The sequence below is a fragment of the Variovorax sp. V15 genome (assembly GCF_041154425.1).
Classification (GTDB): Bacteria; Pseudomonadota; Gammaproteobacteria; order Burkholderiales; family Burkholderiaceae_C; genus Variovorax; species Variovorax guangxiensis.
In genome coordinates this window covers 4,398,863-4,419,853 of the sequence record NZ_AP028659.1, presented here as the reverse complement: position 1 = coordinate 4,419,853, position 20,991 = coordinate 4,398,863, and the positions used below count along the sequence as shown (strand labels likewise).

The following is a 20,991-nucleotide window of genomic DNA, read 5'->3' as shown; positions in this document are numbered from 1 at the left end:
CCAACACCGAACAAACGAACGATCGACTGACCGCCTCGGCGCGCGTGCGCCGGTGCGTGCCTGCGCGCGTCCCGTTCGTCCTTCCATTCACCGGGTTTCCTTCATGCTCCGAGCCACCGGCCTCACCAAGCAATACGGCGCGCACACCGCGCTCGACAGCCTCGACCTCGACATCCGCGCGGGCGACATCTACTGCCTGCTGGGCGCGAACGGCGCGGGCAAGACCACCACCATCAACCTGTTCCTGAACTTCGTCGAGCCGACCTCCGGCACGGTGGAGATCAACGGCATCGACGTCGTGCGCCACCCGGTGGCCACCAAGCAGCACGTGGCCTACATCCCCGAGCAGGTCACGCTGTACGGGCCGCTCTCGGGGCTGGAGAACCTGCGCTTCTTCGCCGGGCTCGCGCTGGGCCGCGAGTTGCCGCGCGAGCGGCTGCTGGAGCTGATGACCGAGGTGGGGCTGGACCATGCAGCGGCCGACAGGCGCGTGTCGGCCTACTCCAAGGGCATGCGACAGAAGGTCTGGATCGCGGTCGCGCTGGCCAAGCAGGCGAAGGCGCTGCTGCTCGACGAGCCCACCTCGGGGCTCGACCCGCAGGCCGCCAGCGAGTTCTCGGGCCTGCTGCGCCGCGCCGCCGACAACGGCGTGGCCGTGCTCACCACCACGCACGACCTGTTCCACGCGCAGCAGACCGCCACGCGCGTCGGGATCATGAAGCGCGGCCGCCTCGTCGAGAGCCTGGACGGCGAGGCGCAGATCGCGCGCACCGACCTGCAGTCCCTCTACCTGGCGCACATGAGGGCATGACATGCAGCTCGTGAACTGGATCGCACGCCGCGAATTCCTCGAACGCCTGCGCGACGGGCGCCTCCACTGGGCCGGCGGACTGGTGGCGGTGCTGCTGCTGACCGCGCTCGCCGTGGGCTGGGCGCACCAGCGCGACGCGCAGGCCGAGCAGCGCGCCGCGCAGGCCATGGACTACCGCGACTGGCTGCGGCAGGACCGCCGCCATCCGCACGACGCCGCGCACCAGGGCATGCATGCCTTCAAGCCCGAGGCGGTGCTGTCGATGATCGACCCGGGCATCAACCTCTTCATCGGCAGCACCGTGTGGCTGCAGGCGCATCGCCAGAGCGAGGTGAAGTTCAACGCGGCGCAGGACGCGACCGGCCTGCAGCGCTTCGGCAATCTCTCGGTCGGCTGGATATTGCAGGTGCTGGGCCCGCTGCTCGTGATCGTGCTGGGCTTCAACGCCTTCGCGGCGGAGCGCGAGCAAGGCATCCTGCGCCAGACGCTGAGCCTGGGCGTGTCGCCGCTGCGGCTGCTGGGCGGCAAGGCGCTGGCGCTGACGGCGTCGCTGGCCGTGCTGCTGGTGCCGGCGGGGCTTGTCGCGGCCATCGCCGTGGGGGCCGGCGCGGACGACGGCGAGCGGCTCGACGCGCTGCTCAGGCTGGGCGCCTGGACCGTCGGCTATGCCGTGTACCTGGGCATCTTCGTGTTCCTGGTGCTCGGCGTTTCCGCGGCCTGCTCGACCTCGCGCATGGCGATCACGCTGCTGCTGGCCATCTGGATCGCTCAGGCGGTGATGGCGCCGCGCGTGCTTTCGGAGCTGTCGCGCGCATGGTTCCCGAGCCCGACGCGGCTGGAGTTCAACCGCCAGCTCGGCGCGGAACTCAAGACCGTGTCCGACGAGGTGTGGCAGAAGAACTTCGGCTCCACCGAACGCTGGGGGCGCGACGTGCCGCTGAGCAAGTGGGGCATCGCGCTGCGCCTGGACGACCAGGCCTCGTACCCGGTGTACGACCGCCACTACGGCCGCCTGTGGGACACCTGGGAGCGCCAGCAGGCGGTGCAGGAATGGAGCGGCCTGCTGGTGCCCGTTCTCGCGGTGCGCAGCTTCTCGATGGGCATGGCAGGCACCGACTTCGCGCACCACCGCAGCTTCACCACCGCCGCCGAGCTGCATCGCCGGCACATCCAGGACCTGATGAGCGAGGACCTGGTGGAACACGCCGATCCGCTGGGCGACCAGCATTTCGCCTACCAGGCGACGCCCGAACTGTGGGCGACGGTGCCGCCCTTCGACTACCAGCCGCCGCGCGCGGCCTGGGCGCTGATGCACCAGATGCGCAGCTTCGCCGTGCTGTGCGCGGGCCTGCTGCTGGCCGCCGCCTTCGCGGCATTCACCGCCTCGCGGCAGCGCGCGCTCTGAGGCAAGCCGTACATGACGACGACCACTTCTTCCTCGGTTTCTTCCCCCGTTCCCGTTTCCATCGTCGATCCGCCGCAGGGCCGCCGGCTGCTGGCCGTGATGCGCCAGGAATGCCGCCTGATGTTCGCCGAGCGCACGCTGTGGGCCGTCGGCCTGCTGTTCCTGCTGCTGGTGGCCTATGCGCTCGGCAACGGGCTGCTGCAGACGGCGAGCCGCGACCGCGCGCAGGCGGCTGTCGCGCAGGCCGACCGCGACACGCGCGCGGCGCAGCGCGCGCTGCTCGAAAGCATCCTCGCCGGCACCGCGCAGCCCACGCCCTTCGAGAACCCGGCCGATCCTTCTCGCATGGCCAGCGGCTACGGCGGGCAGCACGCGATCCTGCCGACCGCGCCGCTGGGCCCGCTCGCGCTGGGGCAGAGCGACCTCTATCCGAGCCAGTTCAAGGTCACGAACCAGAGCCGCGTGGTGTTCATGAACCCCAGCGACATCGAAAGCCCCTGGCACCTGCTGAGCGGGCACTTCGACCTGGCCTTCGTCATCGTCTACCTGCTGCCGCTGCTCATCTTCGCGCTGGGCTACAACCTGCTCTCGGCCGAGCGCGAGAACGGCACGCTGAGGCTGCTGCTGTCGCAGCCGCTGCGCCTGCGCACGCTGCTCGCCGGCAAGCTCACGGTGCGCGCGGCGGTGCTGCTGGGGCCCGCCGTGCTGCTGCCGGTGGCCGTGCTGCTGGTGGCGCGGCAGGCCGGGCTGGCCGGCTCGCCGGGTGCCGCCCTGTGGTGGTGGGCGCTGCTGGTGGGGGCGTACGTGCTCTTCTGGTTCGCGCTGGTGGTGGCGGTGAATGCCTTCGGCGCCTCGTCGGCGACCAACGCGATGGTGCTCGTCATCGCCTGGGTGCTGCTGGTGCTGGTGGCTCCGGTGCTGCTGAACCTTGCCGTGACGCAGGCCAGCCCCGCGCCCTCGCGCACCGAGCTGGCCACGCGGCAGCGCATCGTCACTGCCGAGGCGATGAAGCGCCACGCCGACCTGATGAGCACCGACTACCGGCACGTGGGCCGCGGCGCGATCCTCGTGCCGCGCGACGGCAAGATCGAGATCGCCGGCCGTGCGCTGGGCAACTACCTGATCGAGAAGGAAGTCGACGAGGCCATCAAGCCCGAGCTCGACCGCTTCGACGCGCAGCAGGCCGGGCAGCAGGCGCTGCTCGCGCGCTTCAGCGCGGTGTCTCCGGCGGCAGTGGCCTACGAGGGCATGACGGCGCTGGCCGGCACGGGCACGCGGCGCCAGGCGCGCTTCGAGGCCCAGACCATCGCCTATCACGAGGCCTGGAAGCGCTTCTTCTCCCCGCGCATCGACGCGCGCGACGCGCTGGTGCCCTCCGAGTTCGATCGCATTCCCGCATTCGCCTGGCAGGAAGAGCCCGCCGGCCTCGTGCGCGGGCAGGCGGCCATTGCCGTGATGCAGCTGCTGGTGCCGAGCCTGCTGCTGTTCGGCCTCGCGGCGTGGCGGCTGCGGCGCTTCCCGGTCGCCTAGCGGCCACCCGGCTTTTCTTTTCTTCCCGCAATTCCAAGCAATCGATCCAATGACAACCCTCATCCGCACGGCCATGGCGATGGCCGCAGCCACCGCATTCCAGGTTTCCTACGCGCAGCAGGCCGGCGGCGGCGAGCTCGGCACCATCACCGTCGAAGGCAGCCGCGACGCCAGCGGCCTGCATCTGGAGGAGTCGAGCGGCACGGCCTCGCGCCTTGGCCTCTCGGTGCGCGAGACGCCGGCCTCGGTCGAGATCCTGCAGCAGGACACCATGCAGCAGCGCGGCGCGCGCACCTTCAGCGAGGCGCTGCGCGGCATGGCGGGCCTGTCGGGCGGCGGGCCGCCGTCGTCGCCGACCACGCTGTCCACGCGCGGCTTCACCAGCCTCATGTACCTGTACGACGGCGTGCGCAGCTCCGGCGCGGGCGTGACCAACCGCGTGCAGGACATCTGGAACTACGAGCGCATCGAGGTGCTGAAGGGCCCGGCCTCGGTGCTCGACGGCGAGGGTGCCATCGGCGGCGTCGTCAACTTCGTGACCAAGCGGCCCGACCGCAGCAACCCGAACAAGGAGGCGCTGCTCTCGTACGGCAGCTACGGCTCCACGCGCGCTGCATTCGGCTTCGGCGGCGCGCTGGGCGATGCCAGCGCCTACCGGCTGGACTACAGCCGCAACGACACGAAGGTGGGCACCATCGCGCGCAACGGCGAGCGCATCGACCACTTCACCAGCGGGCTGATGGTCGACTTCGGCGGCTCGGTGAAGCTGGATCTTTCGTTCGACTATCTGCGCGACAACAACCAGGCCTACTGGGGCACGCCGCTGGTGCCGGCCAGCTTCGCCACGCAGCCGACCAACGTGGTCAGCACGCCCGACGGCCGCGTGATCGACCGGCGCCTGGCACGCAGCAACTACAACGTGCCCGACGACGAGAACACGTCGGAAACCTACTGGCTGCGTGCGCGGCTCACGGGCCAGCTCGACGGCGGCTGGTCGTGGCGCAACGAGTTCTCGGCCAACAAGGCGAACCGCGTGTTCCGCAACTCCGAAAGCGCGGTCTTCGTGGCGCCCGCCAGCATCGCGCGCGACCAGACGCTGATCACCCACGACCAGGACTTCTGGCTGAACCGCTTCGATGCCACGCACAAGGGCACGCTCGGCGGCATGGACAACCGCTTCGTCGCCGGCGGCGAATACAGCGAGACGCGCTTCGGCAGCCAGCGCCGCTTCTCCAACGGCAGTGCCGCCACCGCGAACCTGCTGCGCGTGCCGGTGTTCGACCCGTACATCGCACCCTTCAACGACAGCCTCGCGCTCACCACGGGCGCGGGCAACCGCACCGACACCACGTCGAACGTGAAGGTCGCGTCGGCCTTCGTGGAAGACGCGATCAAGCCGGTGCGCGGCCTCACGCTGGTGGGCGGCCTGCGCCACGACCGCACCGAGGTCGACCGCGGCATCGCCGACCTGAACCTGGGCAGCTACACCCGCTTCGGCACCAGCTACCGCTCGACCTCGGGGCGCATCGGCGCGGTGTACGACATCACGCCGGATTCGAGCGTGTACGCGCAGTACACCAACGCGACGCTGCCGGTGAACTCGCTCTTCCTGCTGTCGGCGTCGAATGCGGCCTTTCCGATGTCGCGCGGCAAGCAGGCCGAGGTGGGCTTCAAGCAGAGCCTGCCCGAGGCGAAGCTGGAGTGGACGGCGGCCCTCTACAGGATCGAGCTCGACAACGTGCTCTCGCGCGACCCCAACGATGCGCGCAACACGGTGAACAACGGGCGGCAGTCTTCGCGGGGCGTGGAGCTCTCGGCCGTGTGGCGGCCGACGCGCGAATGGACGCTGGCCGGCAACCTCGCCGCGCTCGACGCGCGCTACGACACGCTGATCGAGGCCGGCGGCGTCTCGCGCGTGGGCAAGACGCCGCCGAACGTGCCCGAGCGGGTGGCCAATCTCTTCGCGACCTACCGGCCCGAGGGATCGAAGTTCGAGTACTTCGCGTCGTTGAACCACACGGGCCACATGTACACCGACAACGCCAACGAGATCCGCATCAACGGCTTCACCACGCTCGACGCGGCGGTGAGCTACAGGATGCGCAACGCCTTGCTGACTTTCCGCGTGCGCAACCTGACCGACAAGCTCTACGCCACCTGGGTGGGCCGCGCGACCTCGCAGGTGCTGCTGGCGCCGCGGCGCACCTTCGAGCTGTCGGCCAAGTTCGACTTCTGACGGAGCAGGCGGCTCAGCGCATCTGCAGCCGCGCGTCCTTCGGATAGCCGATGGTGTAGTCGGCCGTCACGCGCGCGGTCTGGCCGGCCGCGAGGTCGAGCTGCCACATGGCCAGGCCGGGCTGCTTGTTCCAGGCCAGCTCGGCGGGCTGCGGCGTGAACTCCGAGGCCACGCGCACCTTCTCGTCGACCGAGACCGGAGCGGCTTCCAGCACCTGCACCGCGATCGGCGTGCGGTGGCGGTTCTCGACCACGTAGGCGCGCTGCACCTTGCGCTCGGCGCGCGAGCCGGCGAAGCCGCCCGTGCCCTGGTTGTCGCGCTCGGGCTCGGCCTGCACGCGCACCAGCTCGTCGCGGCCGAAGGAAAGCGTCAGGCGCGCATCGGTGGGCGCGTTCCAGCGGCCGCTGCCCACGAAGGCGCCGTCGCGGTAGAGCTGCATCGGGCCGGCGGGCCACACGCCGGCGGGCTGGTCGAGTTCGGCGACGAGGAAAGCGCTGGCGTCCACGCGCGGGCTGGTGCGCGCGGCGAGCTTGGCCGTGTCTTCGTGCTGGCCCAGCGCCATGGTCACGCGCTGGCCGTTGGAGGGCACGTCGATGGCCTGCGGCACCGAGAATTCGGTGGCGAAGCTGTTGTCGAACACGCTCACGTCGAACAGCGGCTCCGTCCGGCGCTCGCGGCTGTCCATGGACTTGCTGGCCATGATGGGCGAGGGCGCCATGGCCGCCGCCGGCGCGGCAGGGTAGGTCATCTCGGCCAGCGGACGCGGCGGCGGCTCGATGCCGATGCGCCACGCCGTGGGCAGGCGGCCGGCGGTCTCGCGGCGCGGCTGGCCGGTGGAGAGCACCAGCTTCACGCCGCGCCAGTCCTCGCCCGTGGCCTGCGCCACCAGCGCCTGGCGCTCGATGCGCACTTTGCGCGTGGTGGTGTCGAGCAGCGCGCGGTAGGTGGGCGTCCAGCCGGGGCCGTTGACCTGGTAGCTGAGCTTCACGTCGGCATCGGCGCCGGCGGCCAGGGTCACCGTCACGGCCGTCACCTGGCCGCCGTTGCCCTGGGTGCGGGTGCGCTCGGCCAGCAGCGGGTTGAGCTGGCGGTCGATCTCGGCCTGTTTGCGCTGGATCTGGTGCTGCTTGAGCAGCGAATCCTGCCCGGTGCGGCGCATGGCCTCGGTCATGGCGGCGAGGTTGCGCGCGTCCATCGGCGCGCGCGCGCCGGGGGCGTCGCCGCCGCCGCCGGCCAGGCCCTTGAGGTAGCCGGTGACCATGCCCAGCGCGTCGTTCTCGGCCTGCAGGGCGGCCTTCTGGTCCTCGAGCTCGCGGATGCGGCCGTCGAGCGGGCTGGTCGAGCAGCGTGCCGAGAGCTCGCGCTGCTCGCTGAGCACCGAGGTCTCGCCGATGCGCACCGAAGCATCGGCCGACACCTGCAGGCTCTGCACGTCCAGCCCCGCGGGCAGGCAGGCGAAGGTGACCGAGCGCGCGCCGGCCGCGACGCGCGCCACGCGCTCCACGGTGGCGCTGCCGGGGTAGACCTTGACCTGGGTGATGCGCGAGTCGGTGGCTGCCGTGGCGGGTTGTGTAGTCGCCTGACCCTGGGCGCTCAGGCTCAGGACCAGCAGGACGGCGGCACCGGCGGTGGCGCGGAGGAGGGCGGAAGTCGATGCTTTCATGGGATGCCTCTGGAGCGAAGGTGATGAATGACCCAGGCTCATACGGGCGGCCCCGGCGATCGGGGTTAAGGCATCGTCAAAAAAACTTCATGCAGCCGGCGGCGCTGTCGCCAATGCAACCGGCACGGCGTTTCCGGTCGCGCGCGCGACGGCGGATGCGGTGCGTGCTTCATAGAGTGGTTGCATCGTCTTTCCACCCAACCCCGGACAAGGACACACCGCCATGCTCGACACCATCCAGGCCATCAACAAGACCGCCGCCTTCAACCGCTGGGCCGGCTTCGAAGTCACGAGCGCTGCCAACGGCGAAGCCGAGCTGCGCATGAACTGGCGCGAGGAGGATATGGGCCAGTACGCCGGCTTCCTGCACGCCGGAATGATCGGCGCGATGCTCGACACCGTGAGCGGCTACGCGGCCGCCACCGTGGCGGGCCGCGTGCTGGCGTCGCATTTCTCGGTGAACTGCGTCTCGCCCGCCATCGGGCGCGCCTTCGTGGCGCGCGGGCGGGTGGTGAAGGCCGGGCGCAAGCAGGTGTTCGCGGCGGCCGAGCTCTATGCGCAGGGCGAGGGTGCCGATTCGCTCAAGCTCGTGGCGACGGGGAACGCAATCCTGGTTCCGGTCGAAGAGCCTGCTTCCGCGCCGCCGAAGAAGGCGCAGCCCGCGGCCTGAGCTTCAGCCCGAAGAGCGGCCGCAGCAGGTCGGTGCGGCGGATCAGCCCGTCCGTCAGCAGCCAGCAGCCCAGCAGCGTCAGCGCCACCAGCAGCGCGGGCTCCATGACCGGACCGAGCGCGAGCGGGGCCAGCAAGGTCACGCCGGCGATGATCAGCGTCTGGTGCAGCACGTACCACGGGTACACCGACTCGTTGGCCCAGCGCAGCCAGGGCCAGGGGCGGTTCAGGTGGCGATGGCCGTGGCCGAGGATGGTCGCGACGGCCAGCCACAGGTAGAGCATGCGCAGCGTGTCCATCAGCAGGCCCGGGGGCGGGCTCTTCATGCCGGTGCGCAGCGCGATGAAGGTGGCGATCACCGCGACCGCCAGCGCCAGCGACACGCGGCGCAGCCGTTCCAGCTCCTTCCACACGCCGGTGTCCACGCCCATCCAGTAGCCGTAGAGGAACATCGTGAAGTAGAGGCTGTGCAGGTGGAAGTCGCGCACCAGGTTGTGCGTGGCCGGAAAGCGCGAGGCCAGCAGCATCGTGAAGACCAGCAGCGGCACCACCGGCAACAGCAGCAGCTTCCAGCCGCGCAGGCCATTGAAGGCGCCGCGCAGCCGCTGGCCGGCAGCGGATTTCCACAGCGGCAGCGTCAGCGCGACCAGTGCCGTGTAGGTAAATAGATAGGGCAGGTACCAGAGGTGGTTCCAGGTGATGCCGAACTCCGCGCCGTCGAAGGCCTGCTTCGGCCAGGGCTGGGCCATCGACAGGTAGCGCAGCAGGAAGGCGCCGAAGCCCGGCGCGACCATCCCGTTGGCCACGCCCTGCGCGTAGGCCTGGTAGGGCACGATCACCGCCATGCCGAAGGCCAGCGGCAGCATCAGCCGCAGGCCCCGGCTGCGCAGCAGGCCCCAGGTGCCCTGGCCTCGGCTCAGGAAGCCGAGCGACACGCCCGAGATCAGGAAGACCAGGTCCATGCGCCACAGGTTCAGGATGCGCATCGGCCATTGCAGCCATTCGGCCGCGTGCGGGCTCTTGAGGTGCCAGGGCCAGTCGGCCACGTAGTACATGCCCACGTGATAGAGGATGACGAAGAGGAAGGCCAGCGCGCGCAGGGCGTCGATGTCGTGGCGGCGGTGGTCGAATGGAATTGCTGGAACGGGATCGGCGGTCATGGGCGGCTCCTCGAAGCGGGAAGGCCGCCATGCTCGGCCCGGCCGCCCCCGCGCGGCGCGGCCGGGGGACGGATCGCCCCCGCTTTGTGACGAGCGGTGGCCCGTGGGGACGAAATCCGGCCCCGAAAGGCCGTCCCCGGGCCCCGTTTTCGGGAGAATCCCGGCCATGGGAGACCCCCGCAAGAACCTGTACGAACGCTACGCGCCGTTCCGCCGTCCGCTGGAGGTGGCTTTCTGGATCGTGCTGATGACGCTGCAGGCCGCGTTCAGCACCATGGTGGCGATCATGGACGTGCGCACGCGCGCCGTGCCCCGGCCCAACTGGGAGGTCGCGACCTGGGAGGTGTCGAGCCACCTGGTGCTGTTGCTGCTGGTGCCGGCGCTGGCGGCGGTCGAGCGCCGGCTGTCGCCGCTGGCGCGTGCTCATCTGCTGCGCTTCCTGGCCTGGCACCTGGTGGCGAGCGTGGTGTTCAGCGTGGTGCACGTGGCAGGCATGTTCGGGCTGCGGTCGATGGTCTACGCCATGGCGGGCGAACGCTACGACTTCTGGAACTGGGCCAGCCAGTGGAGCTACGAGTACCTGAAGGACGTGCGGGTGTACGCGAGCATCGTGTTCGGCATCTGGGCGTACCGGCTGTTCCTGCTGCGCCTGCAGGGAGAGGCGCGGGTGCTGGATGCGCCGGAGGAGGGCGTGACTGCGCCGGTTCCCGTCCCGATTCCGGCTTTGGCAGAACCGGAGGGATTCGAACCCTCCGTGCCCGACGCACCCCCGCCACCGCCAGCCCGCCCCGAACGCTTCCTGGTGCGCAAGCTGCGCCGCGAATTCCTCATCGCCGCCACAGACATCGACTGGCTCCAGGCCGAGGGCAACTACGTCGGCCTGCACGTCAACGGCCACGACTACCTGCTGCGCTCCACGCTGACCGACTTCCTGGCCCAGCTCGACCCGGCGCTCTTCGTGCGCGTGCACCGCAGCCATGCAGTGAACCTGGGGCGCATCAAGGAAATCGAGCCGCTGGACGGCGGCGACGCCCGGCTGCACATGCACGACGGCACCACCGTGCCCTGCAGCCGCCGCTATCGCGATGCCCTGCGCACGGGCATCGGCGCGGCCTGATCCGGTGCGCGGCGGGCCGTGACCGGCCCGGTATTGGTTCATTCCGCACCATCAGAGAGATTTCAGGCACCATTTTTGCTTCATTGGCCCGCCGCGCCGGTTGATTCAGGTGCGACGCACCAATTCAAACCAAAAATCCGCAAGAAGCTCCAATGGACGCACTCAAACAGGGCGCAGACGCGCTGTTCATCCTTCTCGGCGCCATCATGGTCCTTGCCATGCACGCCGGCTTTGCCTTTCTCGAACTGGGCACCGTGCGCAAGAAGAACCAGGTCAATGCGCTGGTGAAGATCCTGGTCGACTTCTCGGTCTCGACCATCGTGTATTTCCTGGTGGGCTACGGCGTGGCCTACGGCACGCATTTCTTCGTGAGCGCCACCGAGCTGTCGGCAAAGAGCGGCTACGAACTGGTGAAGTTCTTCTTCCTGCTGACCTTCGCCGCGGCCATACCGGCCATCATCTCGGGCGGCATCGCCGAGCGCGCCAAGTTCTGGCCGCAGCTCATCGCCACGGCGGTGATCGTCGGCTTCGTCTACCCGCTCTTCGAGGGCATCGCCTGGAACAAGCACTTCGGCATCCAGGAATGGATCGCCTCGCTGACGGGCCACGAGTTCCACGACTTCGCTGGCTCCGTCGTGGTGCATGCGGTGGGCGGCTGGCTGGCGCTGCCGGCGGTGCTGCTGCTGGGGGCGCGGCGCAACCGCTACCGCGGCGACGGCTCGCTGAGCGCGCATCCGCCGTCGAACATCCCGTTCCTGGCGCTGGGCGCGTGGGTGCTGTGCGTGGGCTGGTTCGGCTTCAACGTGATGAGCGCGCAGAGCATCGACAAGATCTCGGGCCTGGTGGCCGTGAACTCGCTGATGGCGATGGTCGGCGGCACGCTGGTGGCGCTGGCCATGGGCAAGAACGACCCGGGCTTCGTCTACAACGGCCCGCTCGCCGGCCTGGTGGCGGTGTGCGCCGGCTCCGACCTGATGCACCCGCTGGGCGCGCTGGTGGTGGGCGGCGTGGCCGGCGGCATCTTCGTCAAGCTGTTCACGCTCACGCAGAACAAGTGGAAGATCGACGACGTGCTCGGCGTGTGGCCGCTGCACGGCCTGTGCGGCACCTGGGGCGGCATCGCGGCGGGCATCTTCGGCACGCAGGCGCTGGGCGGCATCGGCGGCGTGAACGTGTGGGCGCAGCTCATCGGCACCGTGATGGGCGTGGCCTGGGCCGCACTGGCGGGCGCGGCGGTGTACGGCGCGCTCAAGGCGGTGGCCGGGCTGCGGCTGTCGCAGGAGGAGGAATACGACGGCGCCGACCTGTCGATCCACCACATCTCGGCGACACCGGAGCGCGAAGTCAACTGGTAAGCGGCAAGGTGCAGCGGCTTGGGCTATTCTCGGCGCCCCTTACAACCGCCGAGGAGTAGACCCATGACAACGACACCCGCTCGCTGGCTGCGCAAAGGCGTCGCCGCACTGGCCGGCAGCCTGCTGATCCTTTCGTTCTCTTCCGTGGCGCAGGCCGGCGCGCCGCAGGTCAAGACCCAGGCGCCGGGCTTCTACCGGATGATGCTCGGCGACTTCGAGGTGACGGCGCTGTTCGACGGCACCCTCGACCTCGAGCCCAAGAAGCTGCTCACCAACACCACCCAGGCTCAGGTCGGCAAGCTGCTCGACCGCGGCTTCGAGAAGGACGCCGTGCCCACATCGGTGAACGGCTACCTCATCAACACAGGCAGCAAGCTGGTGCTGGTCGACACCGGCGCCGGCGGCCTCTTCGGCCCGACGCTCGGCAACCTGCAGGCCAACCTCAAGGCCGCGGGCTACCAGCCCGACCAGGTCGACGACGTGCTCATCACCCACATGCACGGCGACCACGTCGGCGGCTTGGTGCAGGACGGCAAGCTGGTCTTTCCCAACGCCACCATCCACGCCGGGCAGGAAGACGCCGACTTCTGGCTGAACAAGGCCAACCTGGAGAAGGCCTCCGCCGAGATGAAGGGCTTCTTCCAGGGCGCGATGGCCTCGCTCAACCCCTACGTGGAAGCCGGCAAGTTCAAGGGCATGAAGGGCGGCACCGAACTGGCGCCCGGCATCAGGGCCGTGCCCGCCCATGGCCACACACCGGGCCACAACATCTATGTCGTCGAGTCCAAGGGCCAGAAGCTGGTGCTGTGGGGCGACCTGATGCACGTGGCCGCCGTGCAGTTCGCGCAGCCGCAGATCACCATTTCGTTCGACGTCGACTCCAGGCCCGCAGCGGCCGAGCGCAAGAAGGCGTACGCCGACGCGGCCAAGGGCCGCTACCTGGTCGGCAGCGCGCACCTGCCGTTCCCGGGGCTCGGCCACGTGCGGGCCGAAGGCAAGGGCTACGCCTGGGTGCCGGTGGACTACCAGCAGGTGCGCTGAGCCAGCGATGAAGGTTGAGCGGCGCGGGCCGGTGTTGCGGCGCCCCGCGGGCGCAAAGGCGCGCCCTGTAGCAAACTGGCCGGCTGCTTCGCTTTCATCATCCATCGCCCCATGACCCAAGCTCCCCCCGCCCTCGAAGTCCTCCCCCGCGACCTGTCCGCCTACCGCAAGGGCAACGTCGGCGTCGACTACGTGCACCGCTTCGAGTCCGGCAAGCCCGGCCCGCACGTGCTGATCAACGCGCTCACGCACGGCAACGAGATCTGCGGCATGACGGCGGCCACGCACCTGCTCGACAACGACGTGCGTCCCAAGATCGGCACGCTCACCGTCAGCTTCGCCAACGTGGCGGCGTATGAATCCTTCAACGAGTCGCTGCCCTTCGACAGCCGGCAGCTGGTGCACAACCTCAACCGCATCTGGTCGCCCGAATGGCTGGACGGCAAGGAGGACAGCCCCGAGCTGAGCCGCGCGCGCATCCTGCGCCCGGTGGTGGACGCGGCCGACCACATCCTCGACATCCACTCGACCAGCCAGCCCGTCGTGCCCTTCTGGGTGTACCCGGGCTTCGAGCGCAACGCCCGGGTCGCGCAGGCCATCGGCCGCCCCTCGGTGCACCTCGTGATGCCCGACGGCCTGGGCTCCGGCACGCCGCTCATCCAGTACGGCAGCCACGGCGGCCCCGACGGCAAGGGCGTGGCGATGGTGGTCGAATGCGGCCAGCACTTCCTGCGCTCCGCGTCTGATCTCGCCACCGCCGTCACCTACGACTTCCTCGCCCACTTCGGCCTCGTCGACAAGGACCCGGCCACCCCGCCACCAGAGCCGCAACGGCGCTTCCAACTGCTGCAGACCTACGTCATCAAGTCGCCCGACTTCGCCTTCGTGCGCCCGCTCATCGGCTTCGAGACCTTCGCCAAGGGCGAGCTGATCGCGACCAACGGCGAGGAGGAGATCCGTGCGCTGTGCGACGACTGCACGATCTTCATGCCTGCCCAGCGTGCGATCGTGGGGCGCGAGGCGGTTTATCTGACCAAGCCGATCTGATACTCGGCGTGCCTGCGCCAACCAGGGGAGGCAAAGGGCTCAGGTTTCCAACAGCCGCACGACCTGCTCGCGAAGCGAAGGCAAATCGTGCTGGATGGTTTGCCAGACAAGGGTGTGATCGATGGTGAAGTAGCCGTGGGAAAGCGCGTTGCGCATCTCGTAGGCAAAGCGCCACGGAACAGCAGTGTGGGCGGCCGCGAATTCCGCGTGGTGCTTCACGATGTTGTTGCTGGCTTCGCCGATGACTTCCTGGTTGCGCACCACCGCGTCCTGGGTCTTGCGATCGGCCAGATAACTGTCGGCTGTAGCGTCGCTCGTGTACTCGCGGATGCTGTCGATCGCCTGCAGGATGTGGCCCAGGTAATCCGCCACTCGTTGCGGATCTCTTCGGCTCATACCGGCACAGCCTCGCGCAGCACCTGATCGCGGAACCTGGGAGGCAGGCCGTTGGGCGTGAGTACGTCCACTTCCATGCCCAGAAGGCTCTTCAGCTCATGCCTGATTGCCCCGATGTCCATGAGCGTGGTTTGCGCCGTGGGCTCCACCAGCAGATCGAGGTCGCTGTCGGCCTCGTCCTCGCCGCGCAATGCTGAACCGAAGACTCGCACACTGCTGACGTGATGGCTCAACGCGATCTCGCGGATGCGATCACGATGCAGCGACAGGGCTTCGGAGGGGCGCATGGTGCCGAGTGTAATGTTTGGCTACTCCAGGGCCCTCAGGGCAGGAGGCTGGTCGGTCAGCCAGTCAGCAGATCAGCAGGTGCCGGGGCTTGTCCACGGTGTAGTAGTCCGCGCGCCAGTATTGGGGATCGTCGCAGGGGCTGAAACGACTTCGGCGCTGACATGGCGGTTATCGAAGTGCCTGTCGAGCGCGACGTGTACCGAACCGGGGTCAGGCCATCGGTGCCTGCATCGCTGGGTCCAGCCGCTCGTTGAGCGGTGCGAGGGCGCTGCGACGTGAGACCGGTGAATAACGGAGAGACCGGCTCCGGCCAAAGGGCAACAGATATGCCAATTAGAAACCTCTGAATAGGTTGAAGACTTTGGAGTTCAACTCTTCAAGGGTTTAGATTCGAGTCCATCTAAATTTTTATGAAGAGTCGAGAGGATTTCTTCAAATCGATCCAAAGAAGCTTGATCTAATTCTATTTTCTCCGATCTGGAAAGAAGCTCTTGAATAGACTTGTGCAGTAATGGCTTGGTGAGACTGCTCTCCGATGGGAAAAATCTGGCGCGAATATTCTCTTTATCGATGTCTGAGAATATTTCTTCAATTCGGACTTTGTCAGTGATTGACAAGGTTTCTCCCAGAGTAAAAATGCGATTTCGCACAATTAATTCAAACTTTTCCGTGTAACGCCGTTGCTCGGATTTCCCGCTCGAATCGGAGTCGAGGAGAACAAGGAAATTATGTCCCCATCCATAGAGTAAAGAAATTAAAGGGTCTAAAGATCCAGAGCCTCCGCCGGGGAAGAAGGAAATGTTGAATTTCCCTGCAAATAGATGCTTATTCAAATACTCAAGACAATAAAAATCCGTCTTTCCTTCCACAAGAATGCATCTTGTGTCCAGGCTCAGTTTGCTTGGTCCATATTCCAATGCATCCAATATGGGCTTGTAGTAAAAGTATTGACCGGGGTGTTCGCCAACAAATTTTCGATATGGTGTGATTGAGATGTTGGTTTCGGTTGGGTCTGCATCAAATAAATCCGCTAGCTCTCCAAGGGCCTCATTTTTTACCACGTATGTGGACTCAAGCCAAAGAGGATTGACAAGATGGTGGCTGTGGGTTGTATAAATGAATTGATATTTCTCTGAGAGTTCGCTGAAACTCTCGAGTAATTGCATTTGAGCTCTCGGGTGTAGATTTGCAGCTGGCTCGTCAAACAAGAAAAGTAATCGGTCGTTTCTATGTGTGCGATAGCGAACTAGCATCGTAAATGCAAAAAACCATCTGAAACCTGCTGATCGCTCATTCAGCGAGTAAAGCCCTAGGCCTTCTGCTAGCTTAATCTCAACTCTCCATAGACCATCGGCGTCATTTTGAACGAAGACTCTGAATTTCTTGCTCTCAGAAGAATCTTTAAAAATACGCTTCCATTCCTTTAGGATGACGTTGTTTAAATGGGATTCTATTTTTACTAAAAGAGCCGAGAGATTTTGTTTGTCTGATGGATCGGAGCTTTTTGTGCGTGCGAGAATATGGGTCTCTATCCGAAGGCGAGAGTCGATGGCTCTTAAAACGTCCTCGAAGACTTTATAGTAAAAATTTTGCCTATTGGGTAGCGGTGCTCCCTTTTTTGTTTGGTCGAAAACTTCCAATTGAATGATGTCTGGGAAATCAAAAAGGTCATATGGGAAATAAATGATGCTCGGCACTAACGTTTCAACGAAATTTGTCGCCTTCAGCCAATCTTCGTCCGTTAAAAGTTTAAAAGGAGTTGAGCCTTTTCTTTTTCTACCTGCATATTTGATATTCCAGATATTTGTGACCTTTTCTCTTTTTGAGTTTTCGAATTTTATTTGACTTTCTATCGAAAATTCTTTTGTGATATTTGATTCAATGAATCCAAATTCAGCCTTTAAAAATTCCTTAATAAGAAGGATGTCATCGTCTTCGAGTTCAACTTTTCCTGAGATGGTGATTTTCCCGTTGAAAATGGAGCGCTTACTAATTGGGAGCATTGCTTGAAAATCTTGCTCCGTTTTGAAGTTTGAGGCAGCATTTTTCTTTCTCAGATTGGGGTTCGTTCTGAAATGATTGATTCCTTCGAGGATTGTTGTTTTTCCTGATTCGTTTAACCCTACTAAAACATGAACCGCCTTTTTTGAGGATTTTGATAGTTTGAAATGACTGCTTGCAATGCCTCTGAAATTTTCAAAGTAAAACTCTAAAAATCTCATTCCTCTCTCCTGTAGGTTTCGATGTTTGCTGCCGAGTGCTTGCTGGTCATGAAGGCTTCGGCTTTAAATTTGATGAAAATTAGGGGGATTTTGCGAGAGGATTTGGCTCTTATTCATGCGGGGAAACGCGAATGTGTTGAGGCGTGAGCGAGAAATTGAGTGCTCAACTTGCCGGAAACAACGCCGTTCCAACATCGCTCGCTTCAGCATCACCGACCAACGCAGGTGCGGCCCGTTACCCGCCGAGTCGCACCTCAGGCAGCCAGCGTTTCGCCGGTCTTTATCGCGTCGCCGACCTTCAGGTCGAAGCAACTCAGGTGGCAATACACGGTCAGGAGGCCGCCGCCGTGGTCGAGCCAGTCGGTCCGTTGAAGAAATTGTCTCCCGTATCGATCGCCTTGCTGGACAGTGGGCGAGCACCGGCGTGCCGGTGCCGGCCGGGATGTCCATGCCGCTGTACGGGTTGCGCGACTGGCCGTAAGCATGCGGCGCAGGCCGAAGGAACTGGGGCGGCGGTCGGGGGCGGGCACGTGCTTTTGCCACGCGGCAGCGGGGCGCATGTCGGTGAGGGTGGCCATCGCGACGGTAAGGTGGTCGCGCTCTGCGCTCGTAGAGTGACGTGGGCGTCACTCGCGCGATCCTAGAAGACAGCACGATCTTCGTGCCGGCCCAGCGTGCGCTCATGGGGTGCGAGGCGGTGTATCTGAACAAACCGATCGGAAACCGGGAGGTCAGCAGATCAGGAGATGCCGCGGCTTCTCCGCAGTGCTGTAGTCCGCATGCCAGTAGTGCGGATCGTCGGAGAGGCTGAAGACGGCCTCTGCGCTGGCATCGCGGTTGTCGAAGTGCCTGTCGAGCGTGACGTGTACCGACCCGGCGTCGGGCCAGTCGACGCCTGCGTCGCAGATGCGATTTCCCGAGGCGACCTCGGCCGCGACGATGGCCTGCAGCGCAGGGTGCAGGCGCTCGTTGAGCAGGGCGAGGATGTCTCGCCGGCTGCCGGGACAGATCGACGTGGCGAGGCAGGCTTCGGTGAACATTGGCTGAGCGGTCATCGTTCACCTCGTGTTCAGGCTGGCGAGGATGCCTTGGACATTGAAATCGTCCTGCCTCGGCATTTCGGATAGTTGGCACAGCCCCAGAAGCTCCCGCCGCTCCTGGATGAGTTCTTCTCGACCATCTTCGTGCCGCAGTTGGCGCAGGTGGGCCGCCAGTATTCGCCTTCATATGCCACGGCGAGCAAGACGGCCTGCTGCTCTGGCGTGCGCTGGTCAATCAGCTTGAGCAAGGCAGCGCCATCCTGCGCGTGAATGCCGTTGTCTTTGGCAAAGGCAAGGGCTTCGGCGGAAAAGGTCGAGCTCGTCACGTAGGTGCCGCCCTTGAGTTGGTGCGATGCCATCACGCCGAAGAACTCGCGCATCTCCTTCACGCCCACGGCCTTGCTCTGCCAGTGCTTGCATTGAACGATGCGCGGCACATCGCTGTGCTTGGAGTGAAGCCATATGTCGACGCCGCCATCCGCCCCATGCGATTGGCTGCGCGTGGTGAATCCGGCTTGTGCGTAGAGCGCTTCGCACAGTGCTTCGAAACGGCGCCACTCGATGGCTGCAAGCACTGCTGGGCTCCATTGCTGTTCGCGTTGCGGCTCGGACGCTGAGGGAGAAGGGGTGGATTGAGAAGTTGACGGGGCCAGTACAGGCTCTCGCCGAGCGTTGTCAGCAGAAGAGGATGGTGCGGGCCTGGACGGCTTGGCCGCAGATGGCTGTTGCACCGGATGTTCCTGTTCTGGCGGCGACGCCCTGCGGCTGAGGAAGTAGTGCAACCCCAGCAGCACCGCGCCAAGAGCAAGAGCTGCCCATCCTGCCGGCCGAAGCGCCGGGCCGAGCGTGCCGATGATGGAGCCGTGCATGAAGCTCGGCCCCACCAGGAAGATGACACCGATGATGGCTGTCATCCATCCCTTGCCTGCCAGTTCCCTCCGTGCGCGCTCGCGGCGTCGCTCGGCTCTTGTTTGTTTGGCCATTGCTCCAACCCACCCCTTGTATGAGTAGCGCGAGTTTAGGAGCTGGGCGAAATCAGGCGTTCAGGGTGAGTACTCAGGCCGCAATGAACAACGCCGGATCCACCATCGCCCGGTTCAGCATCACCGACCAGTGCAGGTGCGGCCCCGTCACCCGCCCGGTGGCGCCCACGGCTGCAAGCTGTTCGCCGGTCTTCATCACGTCGCCGACCTTCACGTCGATGCGGCTCAGGTGGCAGTACATGGTCAGCAGGCCGCCGCCGTGGTCGAGCCAGACGGTGCCGCCGTTGAAGAAATAGTCTCCCGTGTCGATCACCTTGCCGGGCAGGGGGGCGAGCACCGGCGTGCCGGTGCCGGCCGCGATGTCCATGCCGCTGTGCGGATTGCGCGACTGGCCGTTGAACACGCGGCGCAGGCCGAAGGAGCTGGAGCGGCGGCCTGGAACGGGCACGCGCATCTGCAGGGCGGAGTCGGGGCGCATGTCGGTGAGGGTGGCCATCACGCCGGTGAGGTGGTCGCGCTCCTTGACGTACCGCGCTTCGTCCTCGGGCGACAGGTCGACGGTGCGCGGGGCCACGGTGAGGCGCTGCTCGCGGTACTGCTTCGGGGCCACGGTGTAGGCGATCTGGCGTTCGGGCTTGCCTTCGGCGCGCACGGTGACACTTGCCTCGCCGGGCTCGGTCGCGAGCGGAATGCCGACGAGCGCGGTCCATTCGATGGCGTCGCCCACCACCAGCAGGGGGATGTCGCCCGCGAATGCCTGCGGCCGCCTGGCCGACGGGCCCAGCGACAGGCGGGCGACGCCGCCGGGCACCTGCGATGCGCGTGGCCATACGCCGGGTGTTGCCGCGGGCTGTTTCTTTGCTGCCGTCGACTTGGTCGCGGCGCCGGCGTGCATCGCGGCGATCAGGCCGATGGTGCCGAGCACGGCGCTGCGGCGGTCGAGGGCGAGATGGGTGAGGGAAGAGGAGGGCGGTTGCTTCATTTGAAGAGAAGGTCGGGAAGTCGGTGGATGGAGGACGCTATCCGCTCCAGGTTCCGGGCGCGAGGCCTTCGAGCGTGTGAGGGCCGATCGCGGCGCGGATCAGCCGCAGCGTCGGCAGCCCCACGGCCGCCGTCATGCGCCGCACCTGGCGGTTGCGGCCCTCGCGGATCGCGAGCTCGATCCACGCGGTGGGAATGCTCTTGCGCTCGCGGATGGGCGGCTGCCGTTCCCACACCTCGGGCGGCGGGTCGAGCAGCCGGGCGCGCGCCGGGCGGGTGGGGCCGTCGTTGAGCTGCACGCCATTGCGCAGGGCGGCAAGCGCCGCTTCGGTCGGCTTGCCTTCGACCTGCACCCAGTAGATCTTTTCCATCTTGAAGCGCGGATCGGCGATGCGCGCCTGCAGCTTGCCGTCGTCGGTGAGCAGCAGCAGGCCCTCGCTGTCGGCGTCGAGCCGGCCGGCGACGTAGACGCCGGGGATGTCGATGAATTCCTTCAGCCCGCGCCAGCGGCCCTCGGGCGTGAACTGGCTGAGCACGCCATAAGGCTTGTTGAAGCGGATCAGGCGGGAGGAGGACGGCGCAGGCGAAGAACGAGGGGACGAAGGGCTCGGACGATTCATGTGCCGACAGGATAGCCCGGGTCTGTCCTGCAACCTCTGGCGGCCGGCTCGGCTCCAATCGACCTGTTCATTCGAGACACAGGGAATCCGGTATGACGACGACGATGCGACGCTCCATCCAACTCGCCTGCGCGGCGATGCCCGGCCTGCTGCTGGCGGCGTGCAACAGCCCGGGCATCCGGGTGGGCGGCGCGCCCGAGGCCAGCGTGAAGAACTGCGTGGCAGCGGCCGCGCGCGAACTGAAGGTGCCGCCGGCCAGCATCGTCGCCGACAAGGGCACGACGCCGCGCGACGGCGTCTACACGATCAACCTGAAGGTCGGGCCGCAGGGGCGCCCGGCGGTGTGCACCACGGACGAGAACAGTGCGGTGATCGGGGTCGTCTATAGGCGAATAAACTGAATCGAATCGCTAAATAATTTCAGTAT

Annotated in this window: 20 protein-coding genes; 10 read left to right on the top strand and 10 right to left on the bottom strand. The window is 65.9% G+C overall.

Annotated elements, in window-relative coordinates; all coding sequences use genetic code 11:
- Positions 1–103: 103 nt before the first annotated feature.
- The 4 genes from ACAM57_RS20960 to ACAM57_RS20945 are packed head-to-tail and all read left to right on the top strand — an operon-like array spanning position 104 to position 5,982.
- Positions 104–811 (top strand): ABC transporter ATP-binding protein, encoded by a 708-nt coding sequence (locus ACAM57_RS20960; protein ID WP_369658768.1) that lies wholly within the window; start codon positions 104–106, stop codon positions 809–811.
- Between the two features lies 1 nt (position 812).
- Positions 813–2,216: an ABC transporter permease subunit gene (locus ACAM57_RS20955; protein ID WP_369658767.1), complete on the top strand. Its 1,404-nt coding sequence runs from the start codon at positions 813–815 to the stop codon at positions 2,214–2,216.
- A 12-nt stretch (positions 2,217–2,228) separates the two neighbouring features.
- Complete coding sequence (locus ACAM57_RS20950) at positions 2,229–3,746, top strand: ABC transporter permease subunit (RefSeq protein WP_369658766.1); 1,518 nt, start codon at positions 2,229–2,231, stop codon at positions 3,744–3,746.
- Positions 3,747–3,795: 49 nt separating this feature from the next.
- The gene (locus tag ACAM57_RS20945) at positions 3,796–5,982 is read left to right on the top strand and encodes a TonB-dependent receptor (protein ID WP_369658765.1); all 2,187 of its coding nucleotides are present in this window, start codon (positions 3,796–3,798) and stop codon (positions 5,980–5,982) included.
- Between the two features lie 13 nt (positions 5,983–5,995).
- Here the strand turns inward: ACAM57_RS20945 and ACAM57_RS20940 are convergent, their stop codons facing one another.
- Positions 5,996–7,645: a DUF4139 domain-containing protein gene (locus ACAM57_RS20940; RefSeq protein WP_369658764.1), complete on the bottom strand. Its 1,650-nt coding sequence runs from the start codon at positions 7,643–7,645 to the stop codon at positions 5,996–5,998.
- A 223-nt stretch (positions 7,646–7,868) separates the two neighbouring features.
- Here ACAM57_RS20940 and ACAM57_RS20935 point away from each other — a divergent pair, with 223 nt between their 5' ends.
- Positions 7,869–8,315, top strand: a complete 447-nt coding sequence (locus ACAM57_RS20935) for a PaaI family thioesterase (protein ID WP_369658763.1) — start codon at positions 7,869–7,871, stop codon at positions 8,313–8,315.
- On the opposite strand, the gene ACAM57_RS20930 is transcribed toward ACAM57_RS20935, so the two are convergent.
- Positions 8,227–9,474: an acyltransferase gene (locus ACAM57_RS20930; protein WP_369658762.1), complete on the bottom strand. Its 1,248-nt coding sequence runs from the start codon at positions 9,472–9,474 to the stop codon at positions 8,227–8,229. The genes ACAM57_RS20935 and ACAM57_RS20930 overlap by 89 nt on opposite strands.
- Before the next feature lie 166 nt (positions 9,475–9,640).
- Between ACAM57_RS20930 and ACAM57_RS20925 the strand changes: the two genes are divergently transcribed.
- From ACAM57_RS20925 to ACAM57_RS20910, 4 genes are all read left to right on the top strand, one after another.
- Complete coding sequence (locus tag ACAM57_RS20925; RefSeq protein WP_369658761.1) at positions 9,641–10,591, top strand: LytTR family DNA-binding domain-containing protein; 951 nt, start codon at positions 9,641–9,643, stop codon at positions 10,589–10,591.
- 152 nt (positions 10,592–10,743) lie between these two features.
- Complete coding sequence (locus ACAM57_RS20920) at positions 10,744–11,946, top strand: ammonium transporter (RefSeq protein WP_019654985.1); 1,203 nt, start codon at positions 10,744–10,746, stop codon at positions 11,944–11,946.
- A gap of 63 nt (positions 11,947–12,009) precedes the next feature.
- Positions 12,010–12,987: an MBL fold metallo-hydrolase gene (locus ACAM57_RS20915; protein ID WP_369658760.1), complete on the top strand. Its 978-nt coding sequence runs from the start codon at positions 12,010–12,012 to the stop codon at positions 12,985–12,987.
- 111 nt (positions 12,988–13,098) lie between these two features.
- Entirely contained in the window at positions 13,099–14,034 is a 936-nt protein-coding gene (locus tag ACAM57_RS20910; protein ID WP_369658759.1) for a succinylglutamate desuccinylase/aspartoacylase family protein, read from the top strand.
- 39 nt (positions 14,035–14,073) lie between these two features.
- Here ACAM57_RS20910 and ACAM57_RS20905 read toward each other — a convergent pair whose 3' ends face one another.
- The 8 genes from ACAM57_RS20905 to ACAM57_RS20870 all read right to left on the bottom strand — a co-directional run bounded on the left by ACAM57_RS20905 (position 14,074) and on the right by ACAM57_RS20870 (position 20,564).
- Positions 14,074–14,406, bottom strand: coding sequence for a DUF86 domain-containing protein (locus ACAM57_RS20905; RefSeq protein ID WP_369658758.1), 333 nt, complete (start codon positions 14,404–14,406; stop codon positions 14,074–14,076).
- A 20-nt stretch (positions 14,407–14,426) separates the two neighbouring features.
- Positions 14,427–14,717, bottom strand: a complete 291-nt coding sequence (locus ACAM57_RS20900; RefSeq protein ID WP_369658757.1) for a nucleotidyltransferase family protein — start codon at positions 14,715–14,717, stop codon at positions 14,427–14,429.
- 369 nt (positions 14,718–15,086) lie between these two features.
- Positions 15,087–16,940 (bottom strand): AAA family ATPase, encoded by a 1,854-nt coding sequence (locus tag ACAM57_RS20895; RefSeq protein ID WP_369658756.1) that lies wholly within the window; start codon positions 16,938–16,940, stop codon positions 15,087–15,089.
- Between the two features lie 254 nt (positions 16,941–17,194).
- A complete protein-coding gene (locus ACAM57_RS20890; protein WP_369658755.1) occupies positions 17,195–17,518 on the bottom strand; it encodes a M23 family metallopeptidase in 324 nt (107 codons plus the stop codon).
- Positions 17,519–17,671: 153 nt separating this feature from the next.
- Positions 17,672–17,995 carry a hypothetical protein gene (locus ACAM57_RS20885; RefSeq protein WP_369658754.1) on the bottom strand — a complete coding sequence of 108 codons (324 nt, stop codon included), beginning with the start codon at positions 17,993–17,995 and terminating at the stop codon, positions 17,672–17,674.
- Positions 17,996–18,009: 14 nt separating this feature from the next.
- Complete coding sequence (locus tag ACAM57_RS20880; protein WP_369658753.1) at positions 18,010–18,894, bottom strand: restriction endonuclease; 885 nt, start codon at positions 18,892–18,894, stop codon at positions 18,010–18,012.
- A gap of 142 nt (positions 18,895–19,036) precedes the next feature.
- Positions 19,037–19,945 carry a peptidoglycan DD-metalloendopeptidase family protein gene (locus tag ACAM57_RS20875; protein ID WP_369658752.1) on the bottom strand — a complete coding sequence of 303 codons (909 nt, stop codon included), beginning with the start codon at positions 19,943–19,945 and terminating at the stop codon, positions 19,037–19,039.
- A gap of 37 nt (positions 19,946–19,982) precedes the next feature.
- Positions 19,983–20,564 (bottom strand): pseudouridine synthase, encoded by a 582-nt coding sequence (locus tag ACAM57_RS20870; protein WP_369658751.1) that lies wholly within the window; start codon positions 20,562–20,564, stop codon positions 19,983–19,985.
- Between the two features lie 104 nt (positions 20,565–20,668).
- Between ACAM57_RS20870 and ACAM57_RS20865 the strand changes: the two genes are divergently transcribed.
- The gene (locus ACAM57_RS20865) at positions 20,669–20,965 is read left to right on the top strand and encodes a hypothetical protein (protein WP_369658750.1); all 297 of its coding nucleotides are present in this window, start codon (positions 20,669–20,671) and stop codon (positions 20,963–20,965) included.
- Positions 20,966–20,991 lie beyond the last annotated feature (26 nt).

What these genes read in the sequence shown, in the direction of transcription:
- ACAM57_RS20935 (WP_369658763.1), top strand. Translation starts at nt 7,869, where the DNA reads ATGCTCGACACCATCCAGGCCATCAACAAGACCGCCGCCTTCAACCGC.
- ACAM57_RS20945 (WP_369658765.1), top strand. Translation starts at nt 3,796, where the DNA reads ATGACAACCCTCATCCGCACGGCCATGGCGATGGCCGCAGCCACCGCA.
- ACAM57_RS20910 (WP_369658759.1), top strand. Translation starts at nt 13,099, where the DNA reads ATGACCCAAGCTCCCCCCGCCCTCGAAGTCCTCCCCCGCGACCTGTCC.
- ACAM57_RS20895 (WP_369658756.1), bottom strand. Translation starts at nt 16,940, where the DNA reads ATGAGATTTTTAGAGTTTTACTTTGAAAATTTCAGAGGCATTGCAAGC.
- ACAM57_RS20960 (WP_369658768.1), top strand. Translation starts at nt 104, where the DNA reads ATGCTCCGAGCCACCGGCCTCACCAAGCAATACGGCGCGCACACCGCG.
- ACAM57_RS20940 (WP_369658764.1), bottom strand. Translation starts at nt 7,645, where the DNA reads ATGAAAGCATCGACTTCCGCCCTCCTCCGCGCCACCGCCGGTGCCGCC.
- ACAM57_RS20890 (WP_369658755.1), bottom strand. Translation starts at nt 17,518, where the DNA reads ATGGCCACCCTCACCGACATGCGCCCCGCTGCCGCGTGGCAAAAGCAC.
- ACAM57_RS20880 (WP_369658753.1), bottom strand. Translation starts at nt 18,894, where the DNA reads ATGACAGCCATCATCGGTGTCATCTTCCTGGTGGGGCCGAGCTTCATG.
- ACAM57_RS20920 (WP_019654985.1), top strand. Translation starts at nt 10,744, where the DNA reads ATGGACGCACTCAAACAGGGCGCAGACGCGCTGTTCATCCTTCTCGGC.
- ACAM57_RS20955 (WP_369658767.1), top strand. Translation starts at nt 813, where the DNA reads ATGCAGCTCGTGAACTGGATCGCACGCCGCGAATTCCTCGAACGCCTG.
- ACAM57_RS20865 (WP_369658750.1), top strand. Translation starts at nt 20,669, where the DNA reads ATGCGACGCTCCATCCAACTCGCCTGCGCGGCGATGCCCGGCCTGCTG.
- ACAM57_RS20885 (WP_369658754.1), bottom strand. Translation starts at nt 17,995, where the DNA reads ATGACCGCTCAGCCAATGTTCACCGAAGCCTGCCTCGCCACGTCGATC.
- ACAM57_RS20930 (WP_369658762.1), bottom strand. Translation starts at nt 9,474, where the DNA reads ATGACCGCCGATCCCGTTCCAGCAATTCCATTCGACCACCGCCGCCAC.
- ACAM57_RS20915 (WP_369658760.1), top strand. Translation starts at nt 12,010, where the DNA reads ATGACAACGACACCCGCTCGCTGGCTGCGCAAAGGCGTCGCCGCACTG.
- ACAM57_RS20870 (WP_369658751.1), bottom strand. Translation starts at nt 20,564, where the DNA reads ATGAATCGTCCGAGCCCTTCGTCCCCTCGTTCTTCGCCTGCGCCGTCC.
- ACAM57_RS20875 (WP_369658752.1), bottom strand. Translation starts at nt 19,945, where the DNA reads ATGAAGCAACCGCCCTCCTCTTCCCTCACCCATCTCGCCCTCGACCGC.
- ACAM57_RS20950 (WP_369658766.1), top strand. Translation starts at nt 2,229, where the DNA reads ATGACGACGACCACTTCTTCCTCGGTTTCTTCCCCCGTTCCCGTTTCC.
- ACAM57_RS20925 (WP_369658761.1), top strand. Translation starts at nt 9,641, where the DNA reads ATGGGAGACCCCCGCAAGAACCTGTACGAACGCTACGCGCCGTTCCGC.
- ACAM57_RS20900 (WP_369658757.1), bottom strand. Translation starts at nt 14,717, where the DNA reads ATGCGCCCCTCCGAAGCCCTGTCGCTGCATCGTGATCGCATCCGCGAG.